Raw genomic sequence first — 16,820 nt, 5'->3', positions numbered from 1 at the left:
AACATGTGGTATTTTGCCTGGATACTCGGCGTGGGCCTCGCCTGCTCGTTTGCGATCCTCAATGCGATGTGGTTCGAGATGCGCGAAGACCGCCAACTGGCGCTCGTGCCGCAAAAGCCCGCCCGGGACCGCGACGCCAAATGAAGAACGATGACGCCGTCGTGCAACGCTATGCTCGCCTTGCTGTGCCGCGTTACACATCCTACCCCACAGCCGCGGAGTTTTCCGCGGCTGTGACAGCCGAAGATCATGCGCGCTGGCTTGCCCGCATCACGCCCGGCCAGCGGGTTTCTGTTTATCTGCACGTCCCCTATTGCCGCAACCTCTGCTTCTACTGCGGCTGCCACACCAAGATTGCCCGCCGTGACGATGTCATTGATGCATATAGGCAAGCGCTGGAAACCGAGATCGAGACGGTTTCCCGGCACGTCGGCGGTCGCCCGACGATGGCCCGCCTGCATTGGGGTGGCGGAACGCCGAGCATTCTCGGTGCTGCCGGCATGAAATCGGTGCTGGATGTACTCCATAGTCACTTCGATATCGACCAGAACGTCGAGCACGCCGTCGAACTCGACCCGCGCTCGGTCACCCCGGACTTGGCTGAAGCCTTGGGCGCCATGGGCGTCAACCGCGCGAGCCTCGGGGTTCAGGATACCGACCCGCAGGTCCAGATCGCAATAGGCCGCGTCCAGCCGATTGAAATGGTGCGGGCAGCGGTAAGCCATCTCCGCGCGGCGGGCATCGAGCGTTTGAATTTCGACCTGATCTACGGCCTGCCGCTTCAGACGGTATCTTCGCTCCGCCAGACCTGCGCTGAGGTCGCGAAACTCGCCCCGGATCGCATCGCCTGCTATGGATACGCACACATGCCCGACCGTCGCGCCAACCAGCGGCTGATCGACAGCGCCACGCTGCCGAATTCTGCGGAGCGCATCGAACAGGCGGCTTTGGTAACCTCGGAACTCACCGGATCAGGCTATGAGCCGATCGGGCTCGACCATTTCGCGCGCGCCGACGACAAGCTCGCGCATGCTTCAAGGGCAGGACGGCTGCACCGCAATTTCCAGGGCTACACTGACGACGACTGTCCGATGCTGATCGGCTTCGGCGCATCGGCGATCTCGCGGCTCGACGAGGGCTACATCCAGAACCTGGCGGACAATCCGGGATATTGCCGGACCGTTGGCGAGGGCCGGCTGGCCAGCGTGAGAGGCTGCCGAATGGACGATGACGATCAGCGCCGCGCTGACATCATCGAGACGTTGATGTGCAACTTCATGGTCGATCTTGCCATGGTTGCCGCAGATCAGGATTTCACGGATGAACTGGCTTCTTTGCAGCCGATGATCGTCGACGGGCTCGTGCACGTCCAAGGTCCGCTTGTCGAGATGACCGAGCGGGGACGTTCTGTCGTTCGCGTGGTGGCCGCAATCTTCGACCGCTACCGCTGGGACACAGCCAGCCGCTTCAGTCTGGCGGTGTGAGCCTGCCCTATCCACGCCTCGAAGCGGGACAAGCCGGACCCGTCAGAATGGCTGGGCAGAGCCCGCTTCGGCGGTCTGCAGGCTCTTGCCGTTCAGACGCTGCATGCATTGCAGAAATTCCGGATAAAGCGTTTGCACACGCGACATCGGGACGGTCCAGCCCGGCTCGTTTCCGGAAAAGGTCAATTGCACATCGGGTCGCCCCGCAAAAGCCTCGGTGATCAATCGCTTGGTTGGGCCATCGCTGGTATGACCCTGCTTGCTCCACAGCTGCAGGGTCTTTGGGTCGGCATATATCGCCGGCGCGGCAATGTTGCGCTGGCCGTCGACTATGGTGACAGTCGTCACCGTCCCCGGTGGGATGGCCCAGCCATCCCTAGCGACAAGCCAGCGCGTCCCGTCGCGCCGCGCCTGGAATTCTACGGTCCTTCCCAACAGGCTGTCCCAGACAAGCCGACAATAGGGTTCTCCCGATCCGCTTTCGAAGCCGACAGCCCATTGGTTGATCTGCCCCATCCATTGCGTTTCGGCAAAGGCGAGGCGCGGAAAGACGAGGCAGCCTATCAGGATGACCGAACGGAATTGGCGCAGCGTCATATCGACCTCCAGCTTAGACGCTGTCCAAGCTAGCGCAAATGGGTCAACGTTCCGTCAATTCGGAGCGTGCAGGCGGCATCCATTCCTATCAGTCCAGAAGCTCGCGCAGCCTAACGGCCAGCTCCCGCGCCGTATAGGGCTTTTTGAGCCAGCTCGCGTCGTTAGCGACTTCGCCCTCCGCAATCTCCGGCGAGGCATAGCCCGATGTGAACAGGATCTTGGCGTCCGGCCGGAGCAGCCGGATCTTCTCGGCAAGCTTGTCGCCGGTCAGCCCACCCGGCATCGCAATATCGGTAAAAACCAGAGCGATATCGGGGGTTTGCTCGAACATCGCCAGCGCGTCGGGTCCGTTTGTGGCCTCAAGGACGCGGTAGCCGGCATCCTCCAGCCTGGCGACCACGATGCGCCGTACGCGCGGATCGTCCTCCGCCACGAGGATCAACTCGCTGCCGCGCGGAATCTCCTCGCGGACTGTCTCAACCTGGATGGCGGGAGGCTCCGCTTCGCGAAGCAAGGGCAGGAAGATGCGCACGATCGTGCCGACCCCCGTCGTGCTTTCGAGCTCCACATGTCCGCCCGACTGCTTGGCGAAGCCATAGACCATGCTGAGGCCAAGCCCGGTGCCGGCACCAAGGCTCTTGGTCGTGAAAAACGGCTCGAAAGCATGCTGGCGCACATCCTCGGTCATGCCTTGGCCGTTGTCCTCGACTGAAATAAGCACATAATCGCCGGTGCGAACGTGCGGATAGCGCGTTGCATAATCGACGTCGAGCCTGATGCGGCTCATCGAGATCGTCAGGCGACCGCCACCCGTCATCGCATCCCGCGCATTGAGGGCCAGATTGAGCAGCGCGTTCTGCAACTGCGAGGTGTCGACCATCGCCAGATTGGAAGAGCCGGAGACAATGGTCCGCAGCTCGATCGTCTCGCCGATGGTTCGCCGCAGAAGGTCGGAAAAACTGTTGACCAGCTGCCCGACATCGGCAGCCTTCGGATGAAGCGGCTGCCGTCTCCCGAAGGCGAGCAACTGCGCCGTGAGCTTGGCGCCATCCTCGGCGGCAAGCTGCGCCTCGCGCAGCAGCGAGAGCTGCCTTTCGTCCCGCAGCTTGTTTTCGAGCATCTCGAGATTGCCGCTGACGACGGTCAGGAGATTGTTGAAATCGTGCGCGAGGCCACCGGTCAATTGACCGACCGCCTCCATCTTCTGCGCCTGGCGGAGCTCTTCCTCGATGCGATGCCGACTGGTCAGGTCGCGAATGAAGCCGGTGAAAATCCGCTCGCCATTGGAGATGGCTTCGCCAACGGAGAGCTCCATGGGGAATGTGGATTTGTCACGGCGCTGGCCGGTGACGACACGGCCGTAGCCGATGATGCGCCGCTCCCCGGTCGTGAGGTAATGGGACAAATAGCTGTCATGGGCGTCGCGGTCGGGCTGCGGCATCAGCTCACGCACGTTTCGCCCGCAGATTTCGGCGGCACTATAGCCGAAGAGGCGTTCGGCGGCCGCGCTGAAGGAGGTGATCCGGCCCTCGTCGTTGATGACGATCATGGCCTCCGGCACCGTTTCGAGAATGGACCTGAGGTGAACCTCTCGCCTCACCAACTCGGCCTGCGCCCGGCGCAATGCCGTGACGTCGTTGTTGGTCTGGAAGACAACTGCCGTCCCATTGTCTGCTCGCGCTACTGTGACGCAGCGGCTGGCGATATATAGAAGCCGCCCGTCCCTGTGCCGGTGACGGACCTCGCCGGTCCATACCCCCTTTTCCAGGAGATCCTTGCGCAGCGTCTCCAACGGCTCAGCGAACTCCGTCGCCAAGAGCTCATGCACGATCCGACCGACCGCTTCTTCGCGCGTCCAGCCGTATAGCGCCTCGCAGCCGCTGGTCCAAAGGATGATGACGCCATCAAGTCGGTGGACGATGATGCTTGCGCCGTCGAGAACCCGCGCGAGCTCGTCAAGGCCGAAGTCGCTCTCATTCTGGAGCGCCTTGAAGGTGTCCATAGTCTCTCTGTTCCACCAATCAGCAGCGGGCCAACCGACGTCCGCCGTTTTCTGTGCTGTCATTATTGTCTGCATCGCAATCTCCCGCAAGCAACGCAAGCTTGTTCACTCTCAATTCGATGCTGTGCCTCCCGACCGGGCTGATGACCCCCATGCTGGTCAGCCTTGTGATGTTGCGCGAGACAGTCTCGATCGTCAGTCCCAGAAAGTCGGCGATGTCCTGACGGCTCATCGGCAGATCGAGGATGACGCGCGGGGCAGCGGCCTTCGCCTGCCTGCGGGCCAGCATCAGAAAGAAGCTGCAAAGCCGTTCCTCCGCGGACTTCCGCCCAAGCAGAACCATATGATCCTGGGCCGCCGCCATTTCCTCGCAGAGCTTGGCGAAAAGCTTTGGCTGGAGAGCGGGGTCGGTATTCAGCTTCTGCTGGAAGCTGGTGCGCGAACAGCGGCGGACCTTTGCCGTGGTGACGGCTTCTACCGTGTAGAGGTAATGGTGACGGAACGAGATGCCGATAATGTCGCCGGCGAAGAGAAAGCCCATGATAATGCGCCGACCGTCGGCAATGATCCGGAACACCCGCAGCACGCCCTCGGTGACCTCGAAGATATGGGTCGCCGTCTCGCCCTCCCAGAAAAGCGAATCGCCGGATTCGAGCGTTTCCTGCGGGCGCCACTGAATGCCCGAATCGAAGGTGGAGAGGCCTGCCGGTTTCATGCAGACTACGTTGGTCGATTGCTGTGTCGCACTGGTCGAAAACATCTGTCAAACCTCTCTTATTTCGTGAGAGCAATTGACCCGCTTCGCGTTACGTAGGAACGATGCGGCTGTGCTAAACGGTGCGAAATTGTAACAGACTGTAACAGCGCCCTTTTCAGGTTCACGATCGGCAGCGCCATGAATGACGGCTTAACGACCAAATCCAACATTCTCGTCGTCGATGACGACCCGCGAATCTGCCAGATGCTGCAGCGCTATTTCGAGGAAGAGGGTTATATTGTCACCCTCGCCAACGACGGACCCTCGATGAGGCGGGCGATGGCCGCCGCCGGCTTCGACGCGATCCTGCTCGACCTCGTCCTGCCCGGCGACGACGGACTGACGCTGGCACGGGAGATCCGTGCGACGTCGGACGTTCCCATCATCATGCTGACGGGCCGCGACGACGTCATTGATCGGATTGTCGGGCTGGAAATCGGTGCCGATGATTACATCGCCAAGCCGTTTCACCTGCGCGAAGTGCTGGCCCGCGTCCGCACGATCCTCAGGCGCAGGCGCCCCGCCCCCTTACCCGCGGACGACCAAAGCGAAATGATCCGCTTCGACGGATTCACCTTGGACATCGGTCGGCGGCAGCTGTCGTCGGGCGATTGTCCGAACATCGAATTGACAACCGGCGAGTTCGACATGTTGGCAGCGCTCGCCCGCAATCCACGCCGGGTGCTGGCGCGTGAAACGCTGATGGACATGACGCGCGGCCGCAGCCTGGAGGCTTTCGACCGTACGATCGACGCCCAGATCGCCCGCCTGCGGAAGAAGATCGAGCGCGATCCGAAGAACCCCGAAATCATCAAGTCGGTACGCGGGATTGGTTATGTCTTCGCCGGGCGGGAGAACGGCAGCGAGTAAGGCCGCTTCAAGGCCTTCTCGCTCTCGTCCACTCTGCAGGCCGCCCCCCCAGCCGCTCTTCAGTCCGACCAGACCCAGTTCTTGATCTCGGGCAGATCGTCGAACGTTTCGCGGATGTAGCGGTGGTGCTCCGCCAGCATCTCGGTGCAATGGGCGGCCATATCGCTGTGGGTAGCGCCGCTGGCCGGCAGATAGCGCAACACGTCCAGGCAAAGATGAAGTCGGCTTATCTTGTTCTGCACCACCATGTCGAACGGCGTCGTCGTTGTGCCTTCTTCCAGGTATCCGCGGACATGGAAGCGGTCATGGGCCGCCCGCCCGTGCAGGAGATCGTGGATGACGCCGGGATAGCCGTGGAAGCTGAAGATGACCTGTGCGCTTTCGGTGAAGATGTCGATGAAGTCGGCATCGGTCATGCCATGCGGATGACGATCGGAAGGGCAGATGCGCATCAGGTCGACGACATTGACGACGCGCACCTTGATATCGGGCGCGTGACGACGAAGCATCCAGGCGGCGGCGATCGTCTCTTGCGTCGGTATATCGCCGGCGCAGGCAAGCACGATATCCGGCTCGCCGGGCTGATTGCTGTACATGTCCCAGATGCCGGCGCCCTTTGTGCAATGAACCTTGGCCTCCTCCATCGTCAGCCATTGCAATTGCGGCTGCTTGTCGATGACGATCAGGTTCAGGTAATTGACGCTGCGCAGGCAATGGTCGGCGATCGACAGCAGGCAATTGGCATCGGCCGGCAGATAGACGCGCGCGACGGTCGGCTTGCGGTGGATGACGGTGTCGATGAAACCCGGTCCCTGGTGGCTGAAGCCATTGTGGTCGTTGCGCCAGCAGGTGGAGGTCAGCAGATAGTTGAGCGAAGGCACATCGGCGCGCCAGGGTACCTGCTTTGCATGCTCCAGCCACTTGCCATGCTGCATCGACATGGAATCGACGATCATGGCAAAGGCCTCGTAGGTCGCAAACAGACCATGTCGGCCTGTGAGCGTATAGCCCTCTAGCCAGCCGTGGCAGCAATGTTCGCTGAGCACCTCCATGACCCGCCCATTATGCGACACGTGGTCGTCATTGGGCAGGATCTCGCTCACCAGGCAGCGGTCGGAGACATCGAGGATGGCGCCGAGCCTGTTCGAATTTGTCTCATCCGGGCAGAACAGCCGGAAATTGTCTGGATTGTCGCGGTAGATTTCGCGCAGGTAGTTGCCGAGAATGCTGGTGGAGCCAATGCGGTCGCGCGCCCGGGCCTCGAATTTGACCTCGTAGTCGTTGAAGTCCGGCAACTTCAACGGAACCGTCAAGACGCCACCATTGGCGTGAGGGTTGGCCCCCATTCGCCGTTCGCCGGCCGGAGCGAGATCGGCGAATTCCTCGCGAAACCGGCCACCCTCATCGAACAGTTCTTCCGGCCTGTAGCTGCGAAGCCAATCTTCGAGGATCTGCAGGTGCTCCGGCTTGGTAAGGACCTCGGAAACGGGAACCTGATGGGCGCGAAACGTGCCTTCGATCTGCAATCCATCGACAACCTTCGGCCCCGTCCAGCCTTTCGGCGTACGCAGGACAATCATCGGCCAGCGGGGGCGCTCGGAGAGGCCGCTCGTGCGCGCTTTCGCCTGGATATCGCGAATGGCAAGGACGGCCTTTTCCAAAGTTGCGGAAAAGGCCTGATGAACGTCATCGGGCACATCACCCTCAACGAAATAGGGCGTGTAACCCTGGCCCTCGAAGAATTTCGTCAGGTCCTCGTCGCTATGCCGGGCAAGGACAGTCGGGCCGGAAATCTTGTAGCCGTTAAGATGCAAGATCGGCAGGACGGCGCCGTCTCGTGTCGGGTTGATGAAGTCGATGCTCTTCCAGCTGCCGGCAAGCGGCCCCGTCTCGGCTTCACCGTCGCCGACAACGGCGGCAACCAGCAAATCAGGATTGTCCATCACCGCCCCGAAGGCATGCACCAGCACATAGCCGAGCTCGCCGCCCTCATGGATGGAGCCGGGTGTCGGCACGCTGACGTGGCTCGGCACGCCGCCGGGGGTGGAAAACTGCCGGAACAGCCGCAGCATGCCGGCCTCGTCACGGGTAATCTCCGGATAGAACTCCGTGTAGCTGCCTTCCAGCCAGACATTGGCAAGCAGCGCCGGGCCGCCGTGGCCCGGGCCGGCCATGTAGACTGTATTGAGGTCGTATTTCTTGATCAGGCGATTGAGGTGGACATAAATCAAATTGAGGCCTGGAGAGGTTCCCCAATGACCAAGCAGGCGCGGCTTGACGTGATCGACCGTCAACTTTTCGCGCATCAGTGGATTGGCGGAAAGATAGATCTGCCCGATATTGAGATAATTCGCAGCGCGCCACCAGGCATTGATACGACGGAGTTCGTCAGCACTGAGTGGCTTGGCGGTCGAATTTGCGTTTCCGTTCATTCTGGTCCCTCGTCGATGAAGTGTGGGCGCAGCGCAGCCAGCGGAACAGCGCTCTCGCGCGCGTCCCGACCGGTCAAGGCCGGCATCGTGGAGGGACACTACCTTCTATACGCGGCAGCCGTGTGACTTAAATCAAGAACGACCGAGAATTGCCAAAACCTCGTCCGCGATCACCTGTTCCTCGTTGGTGGCGATGACATAGGCGGAGACACGACTCTCGCCGGTACTGATCCGAAAAGCATTGTCGGCGTTGGCATCGGGGTCGATATCGACACCAAGCCAGGCGAGTCGTTCGAGCACTTTCTCACGGATTTCCGGCTGATGTTCGCCGATCCCGGCCGTGAACACCAAAGTGTCGATGCCCCCAAGCGTCGATGCCATGCGGCCGATCTCGCCGGCTATGCGGAGGACGAAGAGATCGATGGCCTCGCCCGCTTCCGGGCTGTCGTCTTTCAGAAGCGCGCGCGTATCTGCGCTCTTTCCAGACACCCCGAGAAGGCCTGATTTGTGGTAAAGCATGTCCTCGAGCTCGGCATAGGACATTTTTTTCTGGTCGAGCAGGTGCAGTACGACACCGACATCCAGCCAGCCCGGCCGCGTTGCCATCGGAATGCCGTCGAGCGTCGAAAACCCCATACTGCAATCGCGACTGACGCCGTCTTCGAGCGCGCACAGGCTGGCACCGCTGCCGAGATGGGCGATCACGGTCTTGCCGACCGGCTTCATCGCGCGCCTTGAAAGCTCTGACGACACGAACTGATAGGAAAGCCCATGGAAGCCGTAGCGCTTGATGCCCTGATCATGCAGCGCGCGCGGAATGGCGAAGCGACGCACGAGGTCGTGTTGGGTTGCATGGAAGGCCGTATCGAAGGAGGCCGCCTGCGTAAGTGCGGGCTTCAGATGCGCGACGGCGCGGATGAAGCGCAGCGCCTCCGGCTGATGCAGCGGCGCCAGCGGCGTCAGCGCATCGATCGCCTCTATCGTTGCCTCGTCAAGCGCCACCACGTTCAGGAACCGATCGCCGCCATGGACGACGCGATGGCCGACGGCAGCAACTGCGTTCATGTCGAAATGGTCGGAAAGGATGGCAAAGGCCTCGTCGATGACATCGTGCATATCGGCCGTGACGCTGCTTTTCATCCCGACCTGGAACGGCTTGGGGCCTTGGTCGACCGTGAAGACCAGCGGCTTGGCCCGGAGGTCGATGACGGCCTTGCCGGTCATTCGCGCGGCTCGGGCTTCGACCTCGAAAATGCCGATCTTGACGGATGACGAACCGGCGTTGAAGGTCAGAAGGAGGCTGGGTGAGGTCATGTCGACATGCTCTCGATGCTGTTCGGGCCCAGGTAGGGCGGATGCCAACACATGGGTGTCTTCGCTATCCACCGTCAAGGGCGATGTGAAGCAAGAGCACTTGCTTCGGCTTATCGACGTCGCTCCCTCAGCGCCGCGGGGTCGCTGCACGGTCAGCCGCGAAATTGCCGGATCTGCGCCTTGCGAAGACAGCTTACGTCGCATGACGATCACTGCCAGCGCCGGGCATCTGAGATAATCGCACGGCGAGCGCGACATTGGTCACCCAACGGGCGTAAATCGCGGTACGATAATGGCCTGCATCGAGAGGAGTCGATCAGGCAACAACGGAGGAGATCATCATGAGCAAGAACAGAGGTGTCGTCTATCTCAAACCCGGCTCGGTCGAGGTGCGCGATATCGACGATCCGAAACTCGAGGCGCCAGACGGCCGGCGGATCGAGCACGGCGTCATCCTGAAGGTTGTTTCGACCAATATCTGCGGCTCCGACCAGCACATGGTGCGCGGTCGCACCACCGCACTGCCGGGCCTCGTGCTCGGTCATGAAATCACCGGCGAGGTCATCGAGAAGGGTCTCGATGTCGAAATGCTGGAAATCGGCGATATCGTCTCGGTGCCCTTCAACGTCGCCTGCGGTCGTTGCCGCTGCTGCAAGGCGCAGGACACCGGCGTCTGCCTCACTGTCAACCCGGCTCGCGCCGGTGGCGCCTATGGATATGTCGACATGGGCGGCTGGATCGGCGGCCAGGCGAAATATGTCACGGTGCCCTACGCCGACTTCAACCTTCTGAAATTCCCGGACCGTGACAAGGCCATGGCCAAGATTCGCGATCTGACCATGCTGTCCGACATCCTGCCGACCGGATTTCACGGTGCGGTAAGAGCCGGCGTCGGGGTGGGATCGACCGTCTACGTCGCGGGCGCCGGCCCGGTCGGCCTTGCGGCAGCTGCCTCCGCCCGCATCCTCGGCGCCGCTGTCGTGATGATCGGCGACTTCAACAAGGATCGTCTGGCGCACGCCGCCAAGGTCGGCTTCGAGCCGATCGACCTGTCCGCCAGCGACCGGCTCGGCGACATGATCGCGGAGGTGACCGGCAGCAACGAGGTCGACAGTGCGATTGATGCCGTCGGTTTCGAGGCGCGTGGCCATGCCGGTGGCGAACAGCCGGCCATCGTTCTCAACCAGATGATGGAGATCACCCGCGCGGCCGGCTCGATCGGCATTCCGGGGCTCTACGTGACGGAAGACCCGGGTGCCGTCGACAGCGCGGCGAAGCTCGGCAATCTGTCGATGCGCTTCGGGCTTGGTTGGGCGAAGGCGCAATCCTTCCACACCGGCCAGACACCTGTCATCAAGTATAACAGGCAGCTGATGCAGGCGATCCTGCACGACCGCCTGCCGATCGCCGACATCGTCAACGCAAAGATCATCTCGCTCGAGGAAGCGGCGCAGGGCTACGAGAGCTTCGACCAGGGTGCTGCCCAGAAGTTCGTGCTCGATCCGCACGGCATGCTCGCCGCATAATCGGCTGATATGACATGCGCGGCGGAAAGGCCGCGCATGTCACGTCTCAAATGGTCGAGGACGGTGGACGGCGTACGGCCCGGGCGAATTTAAATTTCAGCGGTAGTGAATTGCAAATTGCGAACAATCGTTGTCTTTGGTCGCAAAATAAGACCACTTACGCCGAACCTAAGGACCGCTCCTCTTGGACATCATCACCACAGCCCTCGTGCTGCTGCTGGCCATCGTCGTCAGCGGCGCCATTTCCCGGGTTCTGCCGATATCGCTGCCGTTGCCGTTGATCCAGATCGTCCTTGGCGGGGCGATCGGCCTGTCCGCTGATCTCAGCGTCACGCTTGAGCCGGATATCTTCTTCCTGCTGTTCCTGCCGCCACTGTTGTTTCTCGACGGCTGGCGAATCCCGCGCGAGGAACTGATGCGGGACCGCAACATCGTCATCGAACTGGCACTGGGGCTGGTGATCTTCACGGTCCTAGGGGTTGGGCTCTTCGTCCATTGGCTGATCCCAGCCATGCCGCTCGCCGTTGCCTTTGCGCTGGCTGCGGTGGTCTCACCGACCGATCCGATCGCCGTCTCCGCCATTGCCCAGAGGGTAAAGATACCGCCGCGGATGATGCATATTCTCGAAGGCGAATCGCTGCTGAACGACGCATCGGGTCTGGTTTGCTTGCGCTTTGCCATTGCCGCCGCCCTGACAGGCACATTTTCGCTATACCAGGCAACGTTGGACTTCCTGTGGGTCGCCATCGGCGGCTTGCTCATCGGCATTGCCGTGACGTGGTCGATCACCTGGATCACCGGCCGGATGTCGCAGCGCTTCGGCGAGGAAAGCGGCTCGCAGATTCTCGTGAGCCTCCTCATTCCCTTTGCTTCCTACTTGTTGGCCGAGCGCCTGCACTGCTCCGGTATCCTTGCCGCCGTTTCGGCTGGTGTGACGATGAGCGTCGCGGAAAGCTCCGGCCAGGCGCTAGCGGTCACCCGCATGCGCCGCAGCACCGTCTGGGACATGATTGCCTTTGCTGCGAACGGCACGATCTTCGTGCTGCTCGGCGAGCAGCTACCGGCGATCCTGTCGCGCGCCGATGAGACGGTGAAGCTGACGGGGCACGAAAATCCCTGGTGGCTGCTGGCCTATGTGCTGGCGCTGCATCTGGGGCTTGCATGCCTGCGATTCGTCTGGGTCTGGGTATCGTTGCAACTGACGCTGTTGCGTCAAAAGCGCCGGCATGACTCGCCCAGCTGGCGCATCGTCGCCGCCTTCTCGGTAGCCGGGGTGCGGGGCGCGCTGACGCTTGCCGGTGTGTTGACGCTGCCCTTCGCCTTGAACGACGGTACCCCCTTTCCCGCCCGCGACCTGGCAATCTTTCTCGCCATGGGCGTTATCGTCGTTTCGCTGATCGCGGCAACCGTCTTCCTGCCGCCACTGCTGCATGGCCTGGCGCTGCCCAGGGAGACGAAGCAGGAGGAGGACGAGACCGCTGCCCGGATTGCGGCGGCCCACAAGGCCATCGGCGCGGTCGAGGCCCTTCACCACCATATGGCCGCAGGCCGGGAGGACGCAGACCTCTATCTCGAAGCGGCCGCGAGGGTGACCGAATTCTACCGTCGGCGCCTGGAAACATTTACAGGCACGGAGGAGACGAATTCGACGTCGCGGGACATTGCCGACATAGAGATGAAGCTGCGGCTGGCAGCCGTCAGGGCCGAGCGGGACGAGATATTTCGCAAGGTCCGCGCCCGTCAGCTGGGCAGCGGTACCGCAAGAAAGATCGTTCTCGAGCTCGATCTGCTGGAAGCCCGATTCTTGAGTTAACGCCGGCCTGCATCCCCGTTTGTGGTCTTGCGCGTTGCAGAGCCGATGATGTCGATGCACAAGAGCCCATGACGAATCATCACGATTGAGCACAGCTTGGAAAAAACCCTATACCTGCCGGTAAAGGCCTTTCTGGAAAACGCCGGTTACGCGGTGAAGGGCGAAATCGGCGGCTGCGATCTCGTCGGGATCAGCGACGGCGAGCCGAGCGTCGTCGTCATCTGCGAGCTGAAGCTAACTTTCAACCTCGAACTGATCCTGCAAGCCGTCGATCGGGCGGCCTTGTGCGACGAGGTGTGGATCGCTGCCCGGATCTCTGCCAGGGGCAAGGGCCGCGAATCCGACAAGCGCTTTCGCGATCTTTGCCGCAGGCTCGGTTTCGGCATGCTCGGCATCTCGGATAGCGGCGCTGTCAGCGTTATCGTCGCCTCCGTCACGCCGATGCCGCGCACGAACCCGAAACGACGATCGCGGCTGATCAAGGAGCATCAGCGCCGGCGCGGCGACCCGATGCTAGGCGGCTCGACCAAGATCCCTGTCATGACCGCCTATCGCCAGCAGGCGCTGACCATCGCCGCCGCCTTGGAGGCCGGGCCGTTGAGGCCGAAGGACATGAAACTGATGGCGCCGGAGGCCGGCAACATTCTTCGCGGCAATGTCTACGGCTGGTTCGAGCGGGTCGAAAGGGGTGTTTATGCCCTGACCGACGCTGGTCGCCAGGCCCTTCTCCGCTGGCCGCAGACCACGGTGGTCGAGTGACGAAGAGGCCGCGTTCCGGCAAATTGATTGCCCTTTTGTTGACAGGTCTGCTATCAGCAGGAATGCCCGTGTCGCCAAGGAGCTGGCCGATGACTGCAATGCCGAGCCCTTGGGGGCAGCCTGTGACGGAACCAGCATCGCTTGCCGCGCTCGGATGGTCGGAATTCTTCCAGTCGCAGCTCGGGCCTGAGGATGAAGGGCTCGAACCGCGACGCATTTCCAGCGTCCACCGCACAAGACTAGCCGCCATTTCGGAACATGGAACGGAACAGCTGACCCTCCAGCCGCACGCCAATACCGGCGAATTTGCAGTTGGCGACTGGGTGCTGGCCGAACCCGACACCGACCTGCTCATCCGGCGCCTCGACCGCAAGGCGCTGCTGCAGCGGCGCACCGAAGGCAAGGACAACCAGCTGGCCGCAGCCAATGTCGACACGCTGTTCATCGTCACCTCCTGCAACGCCGACTTCAATCCCTCGCGGCTGGAACGCTATCTGGCGCTTGCCAATCAGGCGGGCACCGAGCCGGTGATCGTACTGACCAAGGCAGACACGGTCGACGACGCAAAAACCTACGAGCAACAGGCGATGGCGTTGCAGCGCGATCTGGCTGTCGTGGTCCTGAACGGCCGTTCCCCCGATGCCGTCGGCGCCCTTGCACCCTGGTGCGGCGCCGGTCGCACGGTTGCGCTCGTCGGATCGTCAGGCGTCGGCAAGTCTACCCTTGTCAACACGCTGGCTGGACCGGACCGCGAAAATGTCCAGGAAACCGGCGGCATACGCGAGCATGACTCCAAGGGGCGCCACACAACCACGGCCCGCTCCCTGCATGCGATTGCCGGCGGCGGCTGGGTAATCGACACCCCGGGCATGCGCACCCTCTATGTCAGCGACGCCTCCTTCGGCATCGAGACATTGTTTGCCGAGATCACCGATCTTGCACCCTTCTGCCGCTTCCGCGACTGCACCCATGCCCATGAGCCGGGCTGCGCAGTCCAGAAGGCCGTCAAGGACGGCACCCTGTCGGCCGACCGTCTCGACCGCTGGCGCAAGCTGTCCGAGGAGAACGTCCAGAACACGCCCGTCCAGACCGGACCGCGCGGCAACAAGCAGCCGGCCGGGCGCAAGAAGAAGTACTAGGTTCGCGCCGCGCGGTTGTTTCATCGACATCGACGACATCATGCTCGCTCGGAAGCCATAGCCGGCACTCATCTTGCTGCCAATCTTGCAAAAGTCGGAGCAGGATGCCCTCTAGCGGCGCTCTACGTGATCTATACCAACATCCGCACCGACCTGAAACTCCCCAGGGAGTCGATCGACCACAAGACGGAAGGATTAACGAAACTCTCCAGAGCGCCCAACCAGGATTGCACTCGCAATGACATCAAAAAGATATTCGGCTCGCGGCTTGAACGACTGTTGGTCGCCAATCCAGCCAAGTGCACCAATAAGAGCGAACAAGTCGCTTCCCTCCATATCGCTGCGTGCAGTCCCTTCCTCTTGAGCGAGTTTAAGAAGCCGCTCCCCTGCATTGCGTAAATTGTTGCAGGAGGCATGAAGTGCGGAGTCAGGGTCGGCCAGCGCTGTCGCCATCATCGTCACCACGCCGCTGTAAACCTGCACGAAGCCGACAGCGTGACTGAGCCAGCCCAACAGGGCCTCCCCTGGCGAACTCGAAGGTTCCGTTTCGCCCGCCTTTGCCGTCAGCTCTTCGAGACTCTTTCGAAGCAGGGCATCGAGCAACGCCTCACGTGTCGGAAAGTGGCGCAACAGCGTTACGTGGCTCACTTCGGCCCTACGCGCGATGTCGCGTAGGGATGCATTAGCCCCTTGCTCCGTGATGACGTCCCGAGCCACGACCAGCAGGTGAATGTAATTTTCTTTTGCGTCGGCACGCATTGCTAATCCTTGACAAATGTAACACTGGTACATTTATATGTACCAGTGGTCCGATAGATATAGCGTGATCACGGTAGAAGGCACAAGAAGGAATGATCATTTGCGCTACAAACTATTTGGCAAGCATACGGGTCTGCGGGTCTCCGAACTTGTTCTCGGAACCGCGAATTTTGGTACGGCATGGGGCGGACACGGTGCCGAACCGGAAGAGGCTCGTCGAATTTTCGATAGCTATGCCGAAGCGGGCGGCAATTTCCTCGACTCGGCGAATGGTTATCAGGAGGGCCAATCGGAGGTGGTTCTTGGTGACTTGCTCGAAGGGCGACGCGACGAATTTGTCCTGTCGACAAAGTTCGCAGTCAAGACGACTGCCGACTCCGGTCTGCTAGTCACCGGAAACAGTCGACAGGCAATGGTTCTCTCGGTCGAAGCGAGCCTGAAACGGCTCAAAACTGATCGCATCGACCTGTATTGGGCACATGTTTCCGATGGCGTGACGCCACTGGAGGAAATAGTCCGAGGCTTTGACGATCTCGTAAGGGCGGGCAAGATACTCTACGCGGGCCTTTCGAATTTCCCGGCTTGGCGGGTCTCGCGTGCGGCGACAATTGCCGAAATCAGGGGAACGGTCCCGATCGCGGGGATCCAAGTAGAGCACAGCCTCGTCCAGAGGGCGACCGAGCAGGAACTCATTCCGGCCAGCCAGGCGCTGGGCCTCGGGGTCGTGGCTTATTCACCGCTCGGTGGTGGAGTACTAACGGGCAAATACCGTTCGGGGAAATCCGAAAACAGACGAGACGAAGCTTGGGCCGGCGCGGGTTTCCAGCCTGAAAATTCACAGCAGCGGACGGCGATCATCGACGCCTTGATTGCTGTTGCCGACGAGGCTGACGTAACACCCGGCGAGATAGCCATCGCTTGGGTGGCCGCCAAGGGCTCCCTACCTATTATCGGGCCACGCACACTTTCCCAACTTCAAACCAACTTGGCAGCGGCCCAGGTCGCGTTGTCGCCGGAGCAGGTATCGCGTCTTGACGGCGTCAGCGAGATACCTCGGGGATATCCGTATACTGTACTCGATGACCCGCGAATCCAAGACCTCATAACAGGTGGGAGGTTCGACCAAATAGATTTTCCAGGGGAACCTGCCGCATGACCTGAAGGCTAACCTGCGGCGATGGCGGCGGGTTCGTGTTCAAACATCTGCTCAAAAATTCAAATCCCAAGTCCAACCATGCGTGTCTCGTTGTTTTGGATGTTTTGCACTTGGGGTTTGATCAAATCATTCAGTCACTTAAACCTAATTCGGGGAAGGATTTCTACCTAATGCCGCAAATAACTTGCGCGCAGTTTGCATGAAAAATGCAG

Annotated in this window: 14 protein-coding genes; 8 read left to right on the top strand and 6 right to left on the bottom strand. The window is 61.2% G+C overall.

The features are described 5' to 3' along the window. Positions 1–3 precede the first annotated feature (3 nt). Both cydX and hemN read left to right on the top strand, forming a co-directional pair. Positions 4–144 carry a cytochrome bd-I oxidase subunit CydX gene (cydX, locus tag VH564_RS21725; protein WP_423341933.1) on the top strand — a complete coding sequence of 47 codons (141 nt, stop codon included), beginning with the start codon at positions 4–6 and terminating at the stop codon, positions 142–144. Further along, positions 141–1,484: an oxygen-independent coproporphyrinogen III oxidase gene (gene hemN / locus VH564_RS21720; protein WP_423341932.1), complete on the top strand. Its 1,344-nt coding sequence runs from the start codon at positions 141–143 to the stop codon at positions 1,482–1,484. The genes cydX and hemN overlap by 4 nt, the downstream gene beginning before the upstream one ends. A 42-nt stretch (positions 1,485–1,526) precedes the next feature. Here the strand turns inward: hemN and VH564_RS21715 are convergent, their stop codons facing one another. The 3 genes from VH564_RS21715 to VH564_RS21705 form a co-directional block, all read right to left on the bottom strand. Then, the gene (locus VH564_RS21715) at positions 1,527–2,081 is read right to left on the bottom strand and encodes a hypothetical protein (RefSeq protein ID WP_423341931.1); all 555 of its coding nucleotides are present in this window, start codon (positions 2,079–2,081) and stop codon (positions 1,527–1,529) included. A gap of 88 nt (positions 2,082–2,169) precedes the next feature. Then, a complete protein-coding gene (locus VH564_RS21710) occupies positions 2,170–4,083 on the bottom strand; it encodes a PAS domain S-box protein (protein WP_423341930.1) in 1,914 nt (637 codons plus the stop codon). Between the two features lie 19 nt (positions 4,084–4,102). Next, complete coding sequence (locus VH564_RS21705) at positions 4,103–4,843, bottom strand: helix-turn-helix domain-containing protein (protein ID WP_423341929.1); 741 nt, start codon at positions 4,841–4,843, stop codon at positions 4,103–4,105. 135 nt (positions 4,844–4,978) lie between these two features. Between VH564_RS21705 and VH564_RS21700 the strand changes: the two genes are divergently transcribed. Continuing rightward, the gene (locus VH564_RS21700; RefSeq protein WP_423341928.1) at positions 4,979–5,710 is read left to right on the top strand and encodes a response regulator; all 732 of its coding nucleotides are present in this window, start codon (positions 4,979–4,981) and stop codon (positions 5,708–5,710) included. Between the two features lie 59 nt (positions 5,711–5,769). On the opposite strand, the gene VH564_RS21695 is transcribed toward VH564_RS21700, so the two are convergent. Further along, on the bottom strand, positions 5,770–8,142 hold the full coding sequence (locus tag VH564_RS21695) for a phosphoketolase family protein (RefSeq protein WP_423341927.1): 2,373 nt from the start codon (positions 8,140–8,142) through the stop codon (positions 5,770–5,772). A gap of 132 nt (positions 8,143–8,274) precedes the next feature. Then, positions 8,275–9,456 (bottom strand): acetate/propionate family kinase, encoded by a 1,182-nt coding sequence (locus VH564_RS21690; RefSeq protein ID WP_423341926.1) that lies wholly within the window; start codon positions 9,454–9,456, stop codon positions 8,275–8,277. 341 nt (positions 9,457–9,797) lie between these two features. Between VH564_RS21690 and fdhA the strand changes: the two genes are divergently transcribed. From fdhA to rsgA, 4 genes are all read left to right on the top strand, one after another. Then, complete coding sequence (gene fdhA, locus VH564_RS21685; protein WP_423341925.1) at positions 9,798–10,982, top strand: formaldehyde dehydrogenase, glutathione-independent; 1,185 nt, start codon at positions 9,798–9,800, stop codon at positions 10,980–10,982. A 184-nt stretch (positions 10,983–11,166) separates the two neighbouring features. Next, the gene (locus VH564_RS21680; RefSeq protein ID WP_423341924.1) at positions 11,167–12,795 is read left to right on the top strand and encodes a Na+/H+ antiporter; all 1,629 of its coding nucleotides are present in this window, start codon (positions 11,167–11,169) and stop codon (positions 12,793–12,795) included. A 96-nt stretch (positions 12,796–12,891) separates the two neighbouring features. Beyond that, positions 12,892–13,554: a DUF2161 domain-containing phosphodiesterase gene (locus VH564_RS21675; RefSeq protein ID WP_423341923.1), complete on the top strand. Its 663-nt coding sequence runs from the start codon at positions 12,892–12,894 to the stop codon at positions 13,552–13,554. A 98-nt stretch (positions 13,555–13,652) separates the two neighbouring features. After that, positions 13,653–14,693: a ribosome small subunit-dependent GTPase A gene (gene rsgA / locus VH564_RS21670; protein WP_423341998.1), complete on the top strand. Its 1,041-nt coding sequence runs from the start codon at positions 13,653–13,655 to the stop codon at positions 14,691–14,693. A 195-nt stretch (positions 14,694–14,888) separates the two neighbouring features. Here rsgA and VH564_RS21665 read toward each other — a convergent pair whose 3' ends face one another. Further along, positions 14,889–15,452: a TetR/AcrR family transcriptional regulator gene (locus tag VH564_RS21665; RefSeq protein WP_423341922.1), complete on the bottom strand. Its 564-nt coding sequence runs from the start codon at positions 15,450–15,452 to the stop codon at positions 14,889–14,891. A 100-nt stretch (positions 15,453–15,552) separates the two neighbouring features. Between VH564_RS21665 and VH564_RS21660 the strand changes: the two genes are divergently transcribed. Then, on the top strand, positions 15,553–16,608 hold the full coding sequence (locus VH564_RS21660; RefSeq protein WP_423341921.1) for an aldo/keto reductase: 1,056 nt from the start codon (positions 15,553–15,555) through the stop codon (positions 16,606–16,608). Positions 16,609–16,820: the final 212 nt, after the last annotated feature.

Source organism: Rhizobium sp. HT1-10 (assembly GCF_049472505.1).
In the GTDB taxonomy this organism is placed as follows: Bacteria; Pseudomonadota; Alphaproteobacteria; order Rhizobiales; family Rhizobiaceae; genus Rhizobium.
This window is presented reverse-complemented; position numbering and strand designations above follow the sequence as displayed.

What these genes read in the sequence shown, in the direction of transcription:
- cydX (WP_423341933.1), top strand. Translation starts at nt 4, where the DNA reads ATGTGGTATTTTGCCTGGATACTCGGCGTGGGCCTCGCCTGCTCGTTT.
- hemN (WP_423341932.1), top strand. Translation starts at nt 141, where the DNA reads ATGAAGAACGATGACGCCGTCGTGCAACGCTATGCTCGCCTTGCTGTG.
- VH564_RS21715 (WP_423341931.1), bottom strand. Translation starts at nt 2,081, where the DNA reads ATGACGCTGCGCCAATTCCGTTCGGTCATCCTGATAGGCTGCCTCGTC.
- VH564_RS21710 (WP_423341930.1), bottom strand. Translation starts at nt 4,083, where the DNA reads ATGGACACCTTCAAGGCGCTCCAGAATGAGAGCGACTTCGGCCTTGAC.
- VH564_RS21705 (WP_423341929.1), bottom strand. Translation starts at nt 4,843, where the DNA reads ATGTTTTCGACCAGTGCGACACAGCAATCGACCAACGTAGTCTGCATG.
- VH564_RS21700 (WP_423341928.1), top strand. Translation starts at nt 4,979, where the DNA reads ATGAATGACGGCTTAACGACCAAATCCAACATTCTCGTCGTCGATGAC.
- VH564_RS21695 (WP_423341927.1), bottom strand. Translation starts at nt 8,142, where the DNA reads ATGAACGGAAACGCAAATTCGACCGCCAAGCCACTCAGTGCTGACGAA.
- VH564_RS21690 (WP_423341926.1), bottom strand. Translation starts at nt 9,456, where the DNA reads ATGACCTCACCCAGCCTCCTTCTGACCTTCAACGCCGGTTCGTCATCC.
- fdhA (WP_423341925.1), top strand. Translation starts at nt 9,798, where the DNA reads ATGAGCAAGAACAGAGGTGTCGTCTATCTCAAACCCGGCTCGGTCGAG.
- rsgA (WP_423341998.1), top strand. Translation starts at nt 13,653, where the DNA reads ATGCCGAGCCCTTGGGGGCAGCCTGTGACGGAACCAGCATCGCTTGCC.
- VH564_RS21665 (WP_423341922.1), bottom strand. Translation starts at nt 15,452, where the DNA reads ATGCGTGCCGACGCAAAAGAAAATTACATTCACCTGCTGGTCGTGGCT.